The sequence below is a fragment of the Devosia sp. A16 genome (assembly GCF_001402915.1).
In the GTDB taxonomy this organism is placed as follows: Bacteria; Pseudomonadota; Alphaproteobacteria; order Rhizobiales; family Devosiaceae; genus Devosia_A.
This window is the reverse complement of sequence record NZ_CP012945.1, coordinates 1,201,399-1,216,424: the sequence shown is the minus strand read 5'-3', so window position 1 is coordinate 1,216,424 and position 15,026 is coordinate 1,201,399. Positions and strand designations below refer to the sequence as shown.

The 15,026-nt window shown below is 65.8% G+C and carries 14 protein-coding genes; 12 read left to right on the top strand and 2 right to left on the bottom strand.

Going from position 1 to position 15,026, the window contains the following annotated elements; translation table 11 throughout:
* Nucleotides 1–38: 38 nt before the first annotated feature.
* The 11 genes from tolQ to APS40_RS05815 all read left to right on the top strand — a co-directional run bounded on the left by tolQ (nucleotide 39) and on the right by APS40_RS05815 (nucleotide 12,311).
* Nucleotides 39–743: a protein TolQ gene (gene tolQ / locus APS40_RS05865; RefSeq protein WP_055049563.1), complete on the top strand. Its 705-nt coding sequence runs from the start codon at nucleotides 39–41 to the stop codon at nucleotides 741–743.
* Nucleotides 743–1,210: a protein TolR gene (gene tolR / locus APS40_RS05860; protein ID WP_055046166.1), complete on the top strand. Its 468-nt coding sequence runs from the start codon at nucleotides 743–745 to the stop codon at nucleotides 1,208–1,210. The genes tolQ and tolR overlap by 1 nt, the downstream gene beginning before the upstream one ends.
* 4 nt (nucleotides 1,211–1,214) lie before the next feature.
* Nucleotides 1,215–2,300, top strand: a complete 1,086-nt coding sequence (locus tag APS40_RS05855) for a hypothetical protein (RefSeq protein WP_055046165.1) — start codon at nucleotides 1,215–1,217, stop codon at nucleotides 2,298–2,300.
* 31 nt (nucleotides 2,301–2,331) lie between these two features.
* Nucleotides 2,332–3,639 (top strand): Tol-Pal system beta propeller repeat protein TolB, encoded by a 1,308-nt coding sequence (gene tolB / locus APS40_RS05850; RefSeq protein WP_236884206.1) that lies wholly within the window; start codon nucleotides 2,332–2,334, stop codon nucleotides 3,637–3,639.
* 228 nt (nucleotides 3,640–3,867) lie between these two features.
* On the top strand, nucleotides 3,868–4,362 hold the full coding sequence (gene pal, locus APS40_RS05845; RefSeq protein ID WP_055046163.1) for a peptidoglycan-associated lipoprotein Pal: 495 nt from the start codon (nucleotides 3,868–3,870) through the stop codon (nucleotides 4,360–4,362).
* A gap of 226 nt (nucleotides 4,363–4,588) precedes the next feature.
* Nucleotides 4,589–5,662 (top strand): tol-pal system protein YbgF, encoded by a 1,074-nt coding sequence (gene ybgF / locus APS40_RS05840; RefSeq protein ID WP_055046162.1) that lies wholly within the window; start codon nucleotides 4,589–4,591, stop codon nucleotides 5,660–5,662.
* Nucleotides 5,647–6,672, top strand: a complete 1,026-nt coding sequence (tilS, locus tag APS40_RS05835) for a tRNA lysidine(34) synthetase TilS (RefSeq protein WP_055046161.1) — start codon at nucleotides 5,647–5,649, stop codon at nucleotides 6,670–6,672. Before ybgF ends, tilS begins: the two co-directional genes overlap by 16 nt.
* 144 nt (nucleotides 6,673–6,816) lie before the next feature.
* Complete coding sequence (gene ftsH, locus APS40_RS05830) at nucleotides 6,817–8,751, top strand: ATP-dependent zinc metalloprotease FtsH (protein ID WP_055046160.1); 1,935 nt, start codon at nucleotides 6,817–6,819, stop codon at nucleotides 8,749–8,751.
* Nucleotides 8,752–8,862: 111 nt separating this feature from the next.
* Nucleotides 8,863–9,708 (top strand): class I SAM-dependent methyltransferase, encoded by an 846-nt coding sequence (locus APS40_RS05825; RefSeq protein WP_055046159.1) that lies wholly within the window; start codon nucleotides 8,863–8,865, stop codon nucleotides 9,706–9,708.
* A 183-nt stretch (nucleotides 9,709–9,891) separates the two neighbouring features.
* Nucleotides 9,892–11,235, top strand: a complete 1,344-nt coding sequence (glmM, locus tag APS40_RS05820; protein WP_055046158.1) for a phosphoglucosamine mutase — start codon at nucleotides 9,892–9,894, stop codon at nucleotides 11,233–11,235.
* Between the two features lie 320 nt (nucleotides 11,236–11,555).
* The gene (locus tag APS40_RS05815; RefSeq protein ID WP_055046157.1) at nucleotides 11,556–12,311 is read left to right on the top strand and encodes an outer membrane protein; all 756 of its coding nucleotides are present in this window, start codon (nucleotides 11,556–11,558) and stop codon (nucleotides 12,309–12,311) included.
* 66 nt (nucleotides 12,312–12,377) lie between these two features.
* Here the strand turns inward: APS40_RS05815 and APS40_RS05810 are convergent, their stop codons facing one another.
* Nucleotides 12,378–12,824 (bottom strand): porin, encoded by a 447-nt coding sequence (locus APS40_RS05810; RefSeq protein ID WP_082434215.1) that lies wholly within the window; start codon nucleotides 12,822–12,824, stop codon nucleotides 12,378–12,380.
* Nucleotides 12,825–12,965: 141 nt separating this feature from the next.
* On the opposite strand from APS40_RS05810, the gene APS40_RS05805 reads away from it, so the two are divergent.
* Entirely contained in the window at nucleotides 12,966–13,658 is a 693-nt protein-coding gene (locus tag APS40_RS05805) for a pentapeptide repeat-containing protein (RefSeq protein WP_055046155.1), read from the top strand.
* A gap of 226 nt (nucleotides 13,659–13,884) precedes the next feature.
* Here the strand turns inward: APS40_RS05805 and APS40_RS05800 are convergent, their stop codons facing one another.
* The gene (locus tag APS40_RS05800; protein WP_055046154.1) at nucleotides 13,885–15,021 is read right to left on the bottom strand and encodes a winged helix-turn-helix domain-containing protein; all 1,137 of its coding nucleotides are present in this window, start codon (nucleotides 15,019–15,021) and stop codon (nucleotides 13,885–13,887) included.
* Between the last annotated feature and the right edge of the window lie 5 nt (nucleotides 15,022–15,026).

The window sequence follows — 15,026 nt, the reverse complement described above, 5'->3', positions numbered from 1 at the left end:
GTCGGGGCCGGACTGAGAAGGACCCTTACATGGAAGCCATGGACGCCGTTGGCACGGCCACTGCGCATGCCGACCTTTCGATCTGGGCGCTGTTCTGGCAGGCCGACCTCGTCGTCAAGACCGTGATGATCGGCTTGTTGGGCGCTTCAGTGTGGTGCTGGGCGATCATCGTCGACAAGTCCATGCTCTATGCGCGCGCCAAGGCCGAGATGAACCGCTTCGAGCGGGTGTTCTGGTCGGGCCAGTCGCTCGAGGAACTCTACCAGCAGATGAGCGAAAAGCCCTCGATGGGGCTGGGCGCCATTTTCGTCGCCGCGATGAAGGAATGGAAGCGCAGCCACGAGCAGAACGCGTCCTCGTTCGTCGGGGTGCAGGGCCGGCTCGACAAGGTGCTCGACGTGGCGATCAGCCGCGAAAGCGAGAACCTCGAGAAGCGCCTCGGCTTCCTCGCCACCGTCGGCTCGGCCTCGCCCTTCATTGGCCTCTTTGGCACGGTATGGGGCATCATGAACGCTTTCACCGCCATCTCGGCCGCATCGAGCACCAATCTCAGCGTGGTCGCCGGCCCGATCGCCGAGGCGCTATTCGCCACCGCGCTCGGCCTGCTCGCCGCCATTCCGGCGGTTATCGCCTACAACAAGCTGAGCGGTGATGCGAACAAGCTGGTCGGCCGGCTGGAAGGGTTTGCCGACGAGTTCTCCACCATCCTCAGCCGGCAGCTCGAAGCGCGGGGTGCCCGCTGATGGCAATGGCACTATCCAGCGGCGGCGGAGGCGGCGGACGCCGTCGGGGCCGGCGGCGCGGCGGCGGCTCCAAGCCGATGAGCGAGATCAACGTCACGCCGATGGTCGACGTGATGCTGGTGCTGCTGATCATCTTCATGGTGGCGGCGCCGCTGATGACGGTCGGCGTGCCGATCGAGCTGCCGCAGACGCAGGCCAAACAGCTCAATACCGAACAGAAGCCGATCACCATCTCGGTGACCAACGAGGGCGCGATCTTCCTCGGCGACAATCCGGTGACGCTCGACGACCTCGTTGCGCAGGTCGCCGCGGTTGCCGTCAACGGCACCGAAGACCGCATCTATGTGCGGGGCGACCTCGCCGCCAACTACGGTTCGGTGATGCAGGTGATGGGGGCGCTGTCGGGCGCCGGCTACGCCAAGATCGGCCTCATCACGGAACAGGCCGCGCAGCAGCAGGGCCAGTAAGCTGATGCGCACCGGGTTCACGGTTTCCACCATCGGGCATGTCGGACTGATCGTTCTCGCGGTCGTCGGCATCGGCATGGGGCGACCGATGGATCCGACGCCGGTGGACTCGATCGCCGTCGACCTGATCCCGGTCACCGAGTTCGACAATATTCGTATGGGGACCCTCGACAGCACCGTGGTCGAGACCGAGGCACCGTCGGTGGTCGAGTCCGAGAAGCCGGCCGAGCTGGCGCAGCCCACCGGAAATACGGAGGAAGACCAGCCGACTCCGATGGACAATACGGACCCCACTCCGGCTCCGACCGAGCAGACCGCTCCCGCGCCTGAGGCGGCGGCCGAGCCGGTGGTCGAGCCGGAGCCGGAGCCAGTTCCTCCGACCCCGGCATCGCGTCCCGTGACCGAGCCGCAGCCCGAGCCGGTGCCTGAACCCGTCGAAGAGCCGGCCCCGGCCGAGCCGGCGCCGGTCGCCACACCCGAGACCCCGACGCCCGCTGAAACCGCGCCCAAGCCGACGGTGCGCACGGCCTCGCTCGAGCAGAAACGCGCCGAGTTCAAGAAGCAGCAGCAGGCGGAAAAGCAGAAGCAGGCCGACGAGAAGGCCAAGGCAGAAGCGGACAAGAAGAAGGCCGAGGAAGAAAAGAAGCGCAAGGCGGCCGAAGAGAAGAAGCGCATCGAGCAGGCCAAGGCCGACCAGGCTCAGAAGGTGGCCGACGAGGTGGCCAACCTGATCAATAACGAGGAATCGCGTGGCGCCACCACCGGCTCCGGCGGCCAGGCGACGCTTGGGCGTGAGGATGGCCGCTCGGCAACCCTGAGCCAGTCCGACATCGGGGCGCTGATCGCACAATTGAAGGGGTGCCTGTCCGTACCGGCCGGTGCCACGGAGGCCGGTTCCGAAGTGCAACTGCAATTCACAGTTGCCGGCGATGGCTCGGTATCGGGGCGCCCGGAGGTGGTGGGGACCACCAGCGACGCCATGGCGAACGCCTATGCGGGTGCCATGTCGCGTGCGGTGTCACGTTGTGGCCCGTACATGATGGTCGCCGGCCAAGACGTCAAAGCAACTTTCCGAGCCAGAGATTTCTGATGCCCGTCACAGTATCCGGATGGAGACTTACATGACCCTGATCACCCGGCGCAACGCGCTCAAGCTCGGTCTCGCCGGCGGCGCCCTAGCGCTCGCCACCCCGTCGCAGGCATTGGTCGAGATCGTCGTCAGCGGCGGTAACTTCACGCCGCTGCCGATTGCCATTCCGGATTTCGCCTCGTCGGACCCGAGCTTCGGCGCCGAGATTGCGCAGATCGTGCGCGACAACCTCAAGCGCTCGGGGCTGTTCGTGCCGCTGGACCCGGCATCGCTGCCGATCCGTGTCGGCGACGTCACCAACGAGCCCGATTTCGCCTCCTGGCGCACGGCGTCGGTCGATGCACTGGTGATGGGCTCGGTGGAGCGCGGCGCCGAAGTCGCCTCGCAGGTGCGGGTCTGGGATACGCAGGCCTCGGCCCAGGTGGTCGGCAAGTCGTACAAGACCGACGCGCAGAACTATCGCCGCATCGCCCACATCGTCTCGGATGCGATCTACACCTCGCTGGCGGGCGGTTCGGGCTATTTCGACACCCGCATCCTCTATGTCGCCGAGAGCGGCCCCAAGGCCAACCGGGTCAAGCGCCTCGCCATCATGGACCAGGATGGCTTCAACGTGCAGTACCTGAGCTCGGGCAAGTCGCTGACGCTGACGCCGCGGCTGTCGCCCAACGGCGCTTCGGTGGCCTTCACCTCCTATGAGGACGGCAACCCGCAGGTCTATGTCGCCGGGCTCGGCGGCGCCTCCAAAAAGCTCATCAACGGCGCCCCGATGTCGTTCGCGCCACGCTTCTCGCCCGATGGCGGCTCGGTGGTGTTTTCGGTGTCGAACGGCGGCACCACCAACATCTACCAGGCCGGCGTCGGGGGCGGCAATCCGACCCAACTGACCAGCGGGGCGGCGATCGACACGTCACCGTGCTTTGCGCCGGACGGCTCGCGCATCGTATTCGAGAGCGACCGTGGCGGCAGCCCGCAGCTCTATATCATGGGCGCGGGCGGCGGCGGGGCGCAGCGTGTTTCGTATGGCGAAGGCAGCTATTCCACTCCGGTCTGGTCGCCCGACGGCAGCCTCATCGCATACACCCGGCAGTCCGGCGGGCAGTTCCATATCGGCATCATGAAGCCCGATGGCTCGGGCGAGCGGATCTTGTCGTCTTCCGGCCAGGTGCAGGAAGGCCCGACCTGGGCACCGAACAGCCGGGTCATCGGCTTCTTCCGCGAGCCGGGCGGCGACGCCGGCCCGAGCCTGCATTCGATCGACATCTGGGGCCGCAACGAGCTGAACCTCAAGACCGAGAGCTTCGCGTCGGATCCGAGCTGGTCGCCGCTCAGAGGGTGAGGCAGGACGTGAATTGTGAATTGTGAATGGACAGAGGAACGGAAGCAGCCGTGCCTTCCATCACCATTCGCTCTTTCCGTGTCTTCACCGCAACACCACGGAAAAGCCCGGATTCAGGCCACATTCGCGCCAGAATGACCAACAATTAACCAAGCGCGACAACCGCGCCTTAAGATTACCATCGGTAAAAAAGGCGTCTCAAATCCTTCCGATTAGGAGTCAACCCGGATGCGTTCAGTAACGCCCCTCATCGCCGTGCTGCGTGCTGCCGCGCTGGTGGTTCTCGTGGTCGCCGTGGCGGCCTGTTCACGCAATGGTGCTGGCGGCGGGACCGGCGTCGGCAATCTCGGGCCGGGCGGCGGCGCCCCGGGCAGCCAGCAGGAATTCCTGGTGAGCGTCGGCGACCGCGTGTTCTTCGAAACCGACTCCTCCAGCCTCACCCCCACGGCCATGGCGACGCTCGACAAGCAGGCGCAGTGGCTCAACCGCTACACCAACTACCGCATCCTGATCGAAGGCCATGCCGACGAGCGCGGCACGCGCGAGTACAACATCGCGCTGGGCGCCCGGCGCGGTTCGGTCGTGGTCAACTACCTGGTGTCGAAGGGCGTCGACCAGCGCCGCATCACCACCAAGTCGTTCGGCAAGGAACGTCCTGTGGCCATCTGCAACGATATTTCGTGCTGGTCACAAAACCGCCGTGCTGTGACGGTCGTACAATAGGCTCGAGCGGGCTTCGGGGCGGAGGCCGCGGCCACGCGGTGTCTCACGCGTAATCCCCGAAGCCATGTTCGACTGGAGGCATAAGCGCCGGGCGCCATGTAAATGGGCCCGGCGCTTTCTTTTTGTCGAAATCCTGCGCTAATCCAATGGTCACGCTAAATCAGCGTGGTGCGGCCGGTGGGCCGCGTGCGACATTCCGACCCTTTCCGGACACGACGGAGCTTTGATGGTGAAACTCCCCCCAACCCGTGGATCGACCCGCCGCCGACCCGCGATCTATGCCGCGCTGCTGGCCTCGGTGCTGACCGTGCCGGCCCTGGCTGCGACTGGCCCCTTGCCGGCCGACGATGCGACGCTGCCGGCCCCAAGGATGGTGGCCGAGACGCGCATCCACGTGGCGCAGAACCAGCAGTCGAGCGCTCAGTTGCTGGTTCGCATCCAGGAACTCGAGGATCTGATCCGCACCCTGACCGGCCGCGTCGAGGGACTGGAGTTCCAGCTCACCCAGATGCAGACGCAGCTGCAGAAGCAGACCGAGGACAACGAGTTCCGCTTCCAGCAGCTGGAAGGCGGTGCTGGGGGAAAACCGCAGGCGGCAGCGCCAACTGACGGCGTGACGCCGTCCGATACGCTGCCGCAGAGCCCCGCTCAGGATACTTCCGCCCCGAACGCTCCGGAGACCGCCGACACGGCGCCGCAGCCCGAACAGCCGACCCCGCTCGCCGATGGCGGGACCGATGCGCCGATGGACCGCCTCGGCGACGGCGCCCCGATGGACAATCTGGGCGACTCCGCCGATCCGCTGCTCAAGGGCGGCATCGATCAACTCGGTACCATGACCGAGGACGATCCGCTCGGCAGCCGTCCGCTCGACCTGTCGCTGGGTGGCGGCGGAGGCATCTCGAATGGCGACGCCAATGCCCAGTATGCCGCCGGCTATGACGCCATGACACGCGGCGACTATGCCTTTGCAGCCGATCAGTTCCAGCAGTTCGTCGCGCTCTATCCCGACGATCCGCAAACTCCCGACGCCATCAACTGGCTGGGGGAGGCGCTGATCCAGCAGGGCCAATTCACCGACGCGGCGCAGGTACTGGCCGACGGCTACACCAAGCACAAGGACAGCAAGCGCGCGCCGGACATGATGCTCAAGCTCGGCGTGGCGCTGGTCGGCGCCGACCAGGTCGATGTCGGTTGCCGCACCTTTTTCACCCTCAAGCAGCGCTATCCGCAGCTCAGCCCGGCGTTCACGCAGCGGTTGGAGGAGGAAACGCGGAAGGCGCAATGTCCGGTGAGCTGATCGACAGCGACGCGATCTTCGCGCCGCTCGGCGAATTCCGACGGCTCGGGCTCGCCGTCTCCGGCGGGCCCGACAGCCTGGCGCTGCTGCTGCTGGCGGCCGAGTTCGCCGACCGGCACGGCCTGCACGAGCGGTTCGTGGTCTATTCGGTCGATCATCGCCTGAGGCCCGAGGCGGCAGGGGAGGCGGCCTATGTTGCCGACGCCGCCGGCCGGCTGGGGTTCGCCGCGCGGGTGCTCCGTTGGGATGGCCCCAAGCCCAAGACCGGCATCCAGCAGGCGGCCCGCGCCGCCCGTTACGGGCTGATTGCCGCGGCGATGGCGGCCGATGGCGCCGAAATTCTTCTGACCGCACATCATCTCGCCGACCAGGCCGAGACGGTGCTGATGCGCCTTGCGCACGGTTCCGGCCTCGAGGGGCTGCGCGGCATGGACTACTTTGCCGAGATCGGCGGACTGGTGGTGGTGCGGCCGCTGCTCGGCGTCGATCCTGCGGATCTGGCGCGGCTGGTCGCCGCGTCCGGGCTGATCCCGGCGGAGGATCCCGGCAATTCCGATCGCGGTTACGAGCGGGTGCGGTGGCGCCAGATGCTGCCGCAGCTGGCGGCGCTGGGGCTCGATGCGCGCCGCCTGTCGCGCTTTGCCGACCGCATGCGCGATGCCGACCAGGCGATCGCCCGCATGGCGGCCGCGGCGGCTGCCGACATCGACCCGGTGAGCGGGGCCGGCGCGATCGCCCGCGCCGAGCTGAACAAGCTGCCGCGCGCGGTGGCGATCCGGGCGGTGGCCAACCTCTTGGCGCGGGTCGGTGGCGGCCAGAAGCCGCACGACCTCGCGCCGGTCGAAACGCTGACCGATCGCCTGCGGATGGAACCAGCCCTGAAGCGGACAAGTTTGCATGGTTGTCTGATCGACAGCGACGGCGCGACCATCACCGTCGTGCGGGAGGCCGGCCGTAAGGCGGCGCGTCAATCCCGCGTGAGGTCCGAGGCCTCCGTGACGCGGAATTAACCGGAAAAGCGCAAGCGTACTCGACTTTTCGGCCAAACCGCCGCACCAGTTTCGGCCCGCCGCTACCTTGTAAGGCCCAGGAGCGAGGCCTACATTCGCCCCAACTCTCCGGCCTCTCCCGTGCCGGACTTCAGGACAGGATTGATGAACGTCAATTTCCGGAATTTCGCCATCTGGCTGGTGATTCTGTTCATGCTGATGGGCCTGTTTCAGGTCTTTCAGTCGTCGACCAAGTCGATTTCGACGACGGACAAGAGCTACAGCCAGTTCGTTTCCGATGTCGATGCGGGCAGCGTGCAGTCGGTGACCATCACCAACGACGTGGTCTCGGGCGTGCTGAACAACGGCACCAAGTTCCAGACCGTATTGCCGCCGCAGGGCTCGGACATCATTTCGCGGCTCGAGCAGCGCGGCGTGCAGATCACGGCCCAGCAGCCGGAATCGAGCCCCTTCTGGGGCATGCTGCTGACCTCGTGGCTGCCGTTCCTGGTGATCATCGGCGTGTGGTTCTTCTTCATCCGGCAGATGCAGGGTGGGGGCCGCGGCGGTGCCATGGGCTTCGGCAAGTCGCGCGCCAAGCTCCTGACCGAGACGCAGGGCAAGATCACCTTCGAGGACGTCGCCGGTGTCGACGAGGCCAAGCAGGACCTCGAGGAGATCGTCGAGTTCCTGCGCGATCCGGGCAAGTTCCAGCGGCTGGGCGGCAAGATCCCTCGCGGCGTGCTGCTGGTCGGCCCGCCGGGTACCGGTAAGACGCTCATTGCGCGCGCCGTCGCCGGCGAAGCCAATGTGCCGTTCTTCACCATATCGGGTTCGGACTTCGTGGAAATGTTCGTCGGCGTGGGTGCTTCGCGCGTCCGCGACATGTTCGAGCAGGCCAAGAAGAATGCCCCGTGCATCATCTTCATCGACGAAATCGACGCCGTCGGCCGTCACCGTGGCGCAGGTCTCGGCGGTGGTAACGACGAGCGCGAGCAGACGCTGAACCAGCTGCTGGTCGAGATGGACGGCTTCGAGGCGAACGAGGGCATCATCCTCATCGCCGCGACCAACCGCCCCGACGTGCTGGATCCGGCGCTGCTGCGTCCGGGCCGCTTCGACCGCCAGGTCGTGGTGCCGAACCCGGATGTGCAGGGGCGCGAGAAGATTCTCAAGGTGCATGTGCGCAAGGTGCCGCTGGCTCCCGATGTGGACCTCAAGGTGCTGGCGCGCGGTACGCCCGGATTCTCCGGCGCGGACCTGATGAACCTCGTCAACGAGGGTGCCCTCCTGGCGGCGCGCCGCAACAAGCGCTTCGTCACCATGAGCGAGTTCGAGGACGCCAAGGACAAGCTGATGATGGGCGCCGAGCGCCGCACCCTCAGCCTGACCGAGGAAGACAAGAAGCTCACCGCCTATCACGAAGCCGGGCACGCGCTGCTCGCGATCAAGATGGACGCGTCCGATCCGATCCATAAGGCGACCATCATCCCGCGCGGTCGTGCGCTGGGCATGGTGATGCGCCTGCCGGAGCGTGACCAGGTGTCGCTGACCCGCCGCAAGGCCTATGCCGACCTCGCCGTCGCCATGGGTGGGCGCGTCGCCGAGGAAGAGATCTTCGGCTACGAGAAGGTGACCTCGGGCGCCTCCGCCGACATCAAGATGGCGACGGGCCTGGCGCGCGCCATGGCGACCGAGTGGGGCATGTCCGACAAGCTCGGCCCGCTGCTCTACGGCGATGCGCAGGACGAGGTGTTCCTCGGCCGCTCGATGATGCAGCGCAATACCCACATGTCGGACGAGACCCAGCAACTGGTCGACGCCGAGGTGAAGCGCTTCGTCGAGGATGGCTACCAGACCGCGCAGAAGGTGATCCGCGACAATATCGACGACCTGCACACCATCGCGCAGGCGCTGATCGAGTACGAGACGCTGACCGGCGATGAGATCCGCGGGCTGATGGAAGGCAAGACGCCGATGCGTCCGTCCGACACCGATCCGCCGGTGAAATCGACGGGCGTGCCGGTTGCCGGCAAGACGGGCAAGAAGCGCCCGGACGCCGAGCCGGGCGGAGCGCCCGAGCCGCAGCCGGGCAGCTAAGCTTGCCAAAAACCATGATCAGGGCCGCCCCACGGGGGCGGCCCTTTTTGTTTCCGGTTGTGTTTTGCGCCGGGCTGCCGCAAACCCCTCCGGTCAACTGGAGCCAACCACTTGAAGCTGCCCAAGAAGCACGCCGACCTCGACCTGTTCGCCCGCATGCTGAAGGTGTTCGCCGACACGCCATGGCTGCATTACGGCTTGTGGCTCGACGGCGAGGCGCCGAGCTTTCCCAAGGTCAGGCAGGCGCAGGAGCGCTATGTCGACAAGCTGCTGGCGCTGCTGCCGCCGGCGCCGGCACGCATCCTCGACATCGGTGGCGGCACCGGCGCCATGGCCGGCCGGCTGGCCTCGCTGGGCTATGCGGTCGAGATGCTGACGCCGAGCGAGGTCCAGGTCGGCATCGCGAGGGAATCGCTCAACGGCGCCGCTACGGTGCATCTGTCGCGGCTCGAGGATTTTGCCCCCGACCGGCAGTTCGACGTCTGCCTGTTTTCCGAGAGCTACCAGTACATTCCGCTCGCGGCGTCGTTCGCCAAGCTCGGCGTGCTGCTCGCGCCGGGGGGGCGGGTGGTGATCGCCGATTGTTTCCGCAGCGATGGCTTCAAAGGGGGCAGGGCGATCGGTGGCGGGCACCGCTACTCGGAGTTCGAGCGAGCCGTGGCGGCATCGGAATTCGCGATCACCAGCAACGAGGACGTGACGGCGCTTGCCGCGCCATCGATCGAGATCGACCGGATGCTCTATCGCGACGTGCTGTCCCCGGTGGTCGCCCAGCTCGGGGAGCTGCTCGAGGAGAAGCGCCCGTTCACCCACTGGCTGGCGACGCGAGCTTATGGCCTGTTCGTCGGCGCCAGGGAGCGCCAGCGCATCGCCGATCGGTTGCGGGCCGAGTACCGCACGCCCGAACTGTTTGTCGCCAACAACACGTATCGGTTCATGACGCTGGAGCGGCGCTGAAGCGGCAGTCCGCAGTATGCAGTAGGTAAGTCGACTGCCAGGCGCCGCTGCAACAGCCCTTGGGCCATCCGTTGCCCAGCCGTATATCCGCCCCGATTGCCCGGTTAACGAAACGGCACCAATCTATTTCGTATGCTTGGGGCCTGGCGCTAGATTGGCGCCAACCCAATTCGAGGGCTTCTCATGGCGCGCAGGTATTTCGGCACGGACGGCATTCGCGGGCTGGCGAACGGCGAAAAGCTGACGCCGGAGCTTGCGATGAAAGTCGGCATGGCGGCCGGCCTCAAGTTCGTCAACGGCGACCATCGCAATCGCGTCGTCATCGGAAAGGACACGCGCCGCTCCGGCTACATGATCGAGAGCGCGCTGACGGCCGGCTTCACTGCGGTGGGCATGGACGTCTACCTCCTCGGCCCGATGCCGACTCCGGCCGTGGCCATGCTGACCCGCTCGCTGCGCGCCGACCTCGGAGTGATGATCTCGGCTTCGCACAACCCGTTCGACGATAACGGCATCAAGCTGTTCCGCCACGACGGCTACAAGCTCAGTGACGCGCTCGAGGACGATATCGAGCAACTGATGGATTCCAACATGCTGGGCCGGCTCAGCGTCGGCCGTGATATCGGGCGGGCGCATCGCGACGAGGCGGCGCAGACCCGCTACATCGAATATGCCAAGCGCACCATGCCCAAGGGCATCGACCTCACGGGCCTGCGCGTGGTGCTCGATTGCGCCAATGGCGCGGCCTACAAGGTGGCGCCGACGGCGCTGTGGGAACTGGGCGCCGAGGTGTTCGTCATCGGCAACGAACCGGACGGCTTCAACATCAACGACAAGGTCGGCTCGACCGCCCCCGAGGCGCTGATCGCCAAGGTGAAGGAGCTGCGCGCCGATATCGGCATTGCGCTCGACGGCGACGCCGACCGGGTGATCATCGTCGACGAGAAGGGCGAAATCGTCGATGGCGACCAGTTCATGGCGGTGATCGCGCAATCCTGGCACGCCCGCGGCGAGCTGCGGGGCGGCGGGCTGGTCGCCACGGTGATGAGCAATCTCGGGCTAGAGCGCTACCTGGGCGGTATCGGGCTCAGCCTCGAGCGGACCCAGGTGGGCGACCGCTACGTGCTCGAAGCGATGCGCGCCAAAGGCTTCAACGTCGGTGGCGAGCAGAGCGGCCATATCATCCTCACCGACTTCACCACTACGGGCGACGGGCTGATCGCCGGCCTGCAGCTGCTGGCGGTCGCCAAGCAGGCCGGGCGGGCCGTGTCGGAAGTCTGCAAGCGCTTCGATAAGGTGCCGCAGCTGCTGCAGTCGGTGCGCTACAAGGAGGGCAAGCCCCTCGAACACAAGCTGGTGCAGCAGGCGATCAAGGAGAGCCAGGCCCGCCTTGGGGATGCCGGTCGCCTGGTGATCCGCCCGTCGGGCACCGAGCCGGTCATCCGGGTGATGGCCGAGAGCGATGACGAGGGGCTGGTCGCCGCCATCGTCAGCGAGATTGCCGCGACGATCAAGAAAGTGGCGTAGAGCGCCATTCTGGTGGGTCAGTAATGGGGAGGTGGCTGACCTATCGTGCCCTCCAAGGGGGGCGCGAGGAGCCACCCGCGTTTGCTGCATCCCCATCCGGCGCTTCCCATATGCGATCTGCTGTTGAGGGGAGGGGGACAGGGGTGGGGTCAACCCGCACCGCCGGCTTCAAGTAACCGCGACCTGACGCCAAGACTTCGTTAACGCTTCTGCTTCACCGGCTATTAGGGTTATCCGTTAGGGTTAAGCGGGTTTTAAGAAAAGCCAGGCAGGATGTGGCCACTCGACTGGTGTCGTGGTGGCAACAAGGACCCTGCAATATGCGTAGATATCTCGCCTCGGCGGCCGCGGTAGGAGCCGCGCTGCTGCTCGCCGGCCCCGTGATGGCGGCCGACATGCCCGAATACCCCCAAATCCCCGAAGTCGACTACAACATCGGCGGTTCGTTCTATCTGCGCGGTTCGGCGGCGCTGAACTGGCACTGGGCCCCGGAAGTGAAGCATCCGTGGGATGCGAGCGACGTCGATCCGATTGCCGAATATGGCTACGGCTACAGCTGGGGCGCCGGCTTCGGCTATGAAACCGGAACCGGCCTCCGTTTCGACGGCACGATCGACTCGGTAGAGACCAAGGGGCTGATGATCACCAAGACCGGTGCTCCCCCTCCGATCGGCGACGCTGGTGACTATACGCTCATGCTGCGTTCCACCGTCGCACTCGCCAACGTCTATTACGACTTCGGTCTCGGCGGCGACTTCAGTTATTCCTCGGGCGCCGGCGGCGCCTTCGGCTATGTCGGCGCGGGCGCCGGCGTGGCGTGGAACCACGCCGAGATCAACTCGCCGCTCGGCGTCACCCAGCCGGTTCCGACCGGCGGCAATGTCAGTGCTGCGGCCGCCGTCATGGTCGGCGTCGGCTACGACATGGGCAACTGGGTGGCGGATGTCGGCTATCGCGGCCTCTACATCAACCAGATCAACAACTCGCCCACCGATCCGACGAGCGAGAGCTACTACGAGATCGACAACAACTGGATCCACGAGCTGCGCGGCACAGTCCGCTACCGCTTCAACTAAGTCGCCGTCAGAGCCACACCAGTTCGAACGGAGCGGCGCCCAGAAGGGCGCCGTTCCTTGTTTCTGCTACCAGGAATAGTTGACGCCGGCGCGGCCGCCGGCGGTGCCGCGCCCAAGACCGAGGCCCACCGCTCCGGTGATGGTGAGCCCGTCAGCGGCCTCGAACGCCCCGCCGATACCGATGGCGTTTTCGCCATTGAAGGTGCCGAAATTCACCGCCGCGCCGAAGGTCTTGCCGTCATCGACGACTGCCGTCGGCAGGGCGAGGCTCAGCGCCACGCCTTCGTTGGCATCGCGCACCTGCTCCAGCATCTTGGTCTCACCCTCGACGACGCCGTTCTCGGTCATCCGTTTGGTCTCGCCAGTATTGGCGTTGTAGCAGGTGTCGGTGCCCGGCAGGTAGAACCAACCGATCCCGTATGCATTGCAGACCCGGACATATTCCACCGCAGCGGATGCCGGGGACGTGCCAAGGAGAGCCGCAAAAGCTGCGGCGACAATAAGAATACGCATGATGATTTGCCCCAATTAACGACGGCATTATCTCCAAAGATCGACGGGGCGCAAGAACAAGTAACGGGACAAATTGTTACTACGAATGGCAAGTTCGACCTTGCCGTCGACCGACTCGGCGGCAACCGCTAAAAGCCGGGTATGAATCCGCCCAGTCTCACCATTGCGGACCGAGTGCTCACTCGGGACGACATCGCCGGCCTCGCCGGGAACGACCCGGTTCGGCTCGCGGGCTGCACCCTAGATGAGGCGAGGCTCGCCGATCTCGATCTCACCGGTTGGGTGTTCGAACGCTGCAGCGTCGCCCGTACCGATTTTGGCAAGACCGAGCTCGAGCTCGCACAGTTCCTCAACTGTCGTGGCGCCTTCGCGCTGTTCAACAGCGCCAATCTCGAGGATGCGGTCTTCCGCGCCTCCGACTTCAACAATGCCAGCTTTCGCAGTGCGACGTTGTCGTCAGCGACATTCGAGGATTGCAAGTTGACCGGCTGCGACCTGACCGAAGCGAAGTCGCTGGATGTGCGCTTCACCAATACGCTGCTGGTTTCGGCCAAGCTGCCGGGCTTCAATTTCCGCAAGGAGACGCTGGTCGGTGTCGATCTCAGCTCGGCGGACCTCGCCAAATGCGATTTCCGCGAGGCGACATTCGAAAACTGTTCGCTCCGCGAAGCCAATATCGAGCAGGCCCGGTTCGAAAATGCCGACCTGCGCGGCGCCGATCTGGGCGGGCTGTCGATCCTCGCCCAGGCGGGCCGGTTCAAGGGCGCGCTGGTGTCGGCGCCTCAGGCGGAACTGATCCTCAGCCAGACCGGGCTCAAGGTACGGGCGCGGTAGCGCGTCACCACCGCCTCGTCCTCATCGGTCCTGGATGGCACCGGCTGCGCAACGCGCGTCCCCTCGCCCCTTTGGGGAGAGGGTCAGGGTGAGGGGTAGCCAAGCACACCGGACAGGCGATTGTTACGTGCTTGGCCCCACTGGACGAGAGCCTGGCGCCCTCACCCCGGCCCTCTTCCCAGAGGGGCGAGGGGGCGAGGGGAAGCACGGTCCGTGGTTTGCCGGGCTACTCGCCCAGCTGGAACCGTTCGAACCGGCCCAGCTCCTCCTCGAGCATGGCCTTGTGCTCGGCGGCGTTACCCTTGCCGACCCAGTGCCAGGCCTGGATCAGCACCTTGCCGGCGGCGCGATCGGTCTTCAAATCGAGCGCCGCGACGATCTCGTCGCCCGCCAGCACCGGCAGCGTGAAGTAGCCGAACTTGCGCTTGGCCTTGGGCACGTAGGCCTCGAACACGTGATCGTAGCCGAAGAACAGACTGGTGCGGCGGCGCTGGATGGCGAGGGGGTCGAACGGGGAGAGGATGTGGACCAGCGGCGGGCCCTCGGGTGCCGGCGTTTCGATGGCTTCGGGCGTGGCGTAATGCAGCGTCGGATCATCGCCGATGGTGACCGGCAGCAGCGCCTTGCGGCGGAGCCGGCTGTCGATCTGCTTGGCCAGTTCCGAGGTGAAGCGCAGCTTGGGGTGCATCACCGACGGGCCGCTGATCAGGCCCTGTGCCCGCAGCGCCCGATCGAGGAGGTAGGTCTCGATCTGCCGTTCGGTGGCGGCTTTGGGCAGCGTGCCGAAGTGCCGCGACATCAGCTCGTAGGTCTTCACCATGCCGTTGCGCTCGGAGATGGTGAGCTCGCCCGAGTAGAAGCCGTATTGCAGGACGCGCTTTGAGGGCTTGCGGCTGCCCCATGGGTGGTCTTTTTCCACCAGCTCGTCGGTGTCGATGTCGCGGATCGAGATGGCGCCGTCCTTCCGGATCTGGCGCAGCAGCTTCTTGAGGTCGTTGGGGTCGGCATCGGCGTACCAGCGCATCGGTTCGCTCCGATGCTGCTTCATCTCGCTGATGTAGAATCTCAGGTCGCGCACCGGCACATAGGCCAGCGCATGCGTCCAATATTCGAATACCGACTTGTCGACCGATTGCGCATGCGTGAGGTCGCTGCGCCGATAGTTCGGAATGCGGGTGAACAGGATGTGGTGGTGGGCCCGCTCGATGACATTGATGGTGTCGATCTGCACATAGCCCAGGTGCTCGACCGCCTTGCGGGTGGCCTCCGGCCCGGCGCCGAATGGCGCGCGCTCGTCGAGGCGCTGGGCGTGCAGCCAGATGCGGCGGGCGTGCGGCAGGGTTAGGTTGAGCGGCTTTTTCATGCTGA

What these genes read in the sequence shown, in the direction of transcription:
- APS40_RS05810 (WP_082434215.1), bottom strand. Translation starts at nt 12,824, where the DNA reads ATGCGTATTCTTATTGTCGCCGCAGCTTTTGCGGCTCTCCTTGGCACG.
- APS40_RS05855 (WP_055046165.1), top strand. Translation starts at nt 1,215, where the DNA reads ATGCGCACCGGGTTCACGGTTTCCACCATCGGGCATGTCGGACTGATC.
- tolB (WP_236884206.1), top strand. Translation starts at nt 2,332, where the DNA reads ATGACCCTGATCACCCGGCGCAACGCGCTCAAGCTCGGTCTCGCCGGC.
- glmM (WP_055046158.1), top strand. Translation starts at nt 9,892, where the DNA reads ATGGCGCGCAGGTATTTCGGCACGGACGGCATTCGCGGGCTGGCGAAC.
- pal (WP_055046163.1), top strand. Translation starts at nt 3,868, where the DNA reads ATGCGTTCAGTAACGCCCCTCATCGCCGTGCTGCGTGCTGCCGCGCTG.
- APS40_RS05800 (WP_055046154.1), bottom strand. Translation starts at nt 15,021, where the DNA reads ATGAAAAAGCCGCTCAACCTAACCCTGCCGCACGCCCGCCGCATCTGG.
- APS40_RS05805 (WP_055046155.1), top strand. Translation starts at nt 12,966, where the DNA reads ATGAATCCGCCCAGTCTCACCATTGCGGACCGAGTGCTCACTCGGGAC.
- tolR (WP_055046166.1), top strand. Translation starts at nt 743, where the DNA reads ATGGCAATGGCACTATCCAGCGGCGGCGGAGGCGGCGGACGCCGTCGG.
- ftsH (WP_055046160.1), top strand. Translation starts at nt 6,817, where the DNA reads ATGAACGTCAATTTCCGGAATTTCGCCATCTGGCTGGTGATTCTGTTC.
- ybgF (WP_055046162.1), top strand. Translation starts at nt 4,589, where the DNA reads ATGGTGAAACTCCCCCCAACCCGTGGATCGACCCGCCGCCGACCCGCG.
- tolQ (WP_055049563.1), top strand. Translation starts at nt 39, where the DNA reads ATGGACGCCGTTGGCACGGCCACTGCGCATGCCGACCTTTCGATCTGG.
- tilS (WP_055046161.1), top strand. Translation starts at nt 5,647, where the DNA reads ATGTCCGGTGAGCTGATCGACAGCGACGCGATCTTCGCGCCGCTCGGC.
- APS40_RS05815 (WP_055046157.1), top strand. Translation starts at nt 11,556, where the DNA reads ATGCGTAGATATCTCGCCTCGGCGGCCGCGGTAGGAGCCGCGCTGCTG.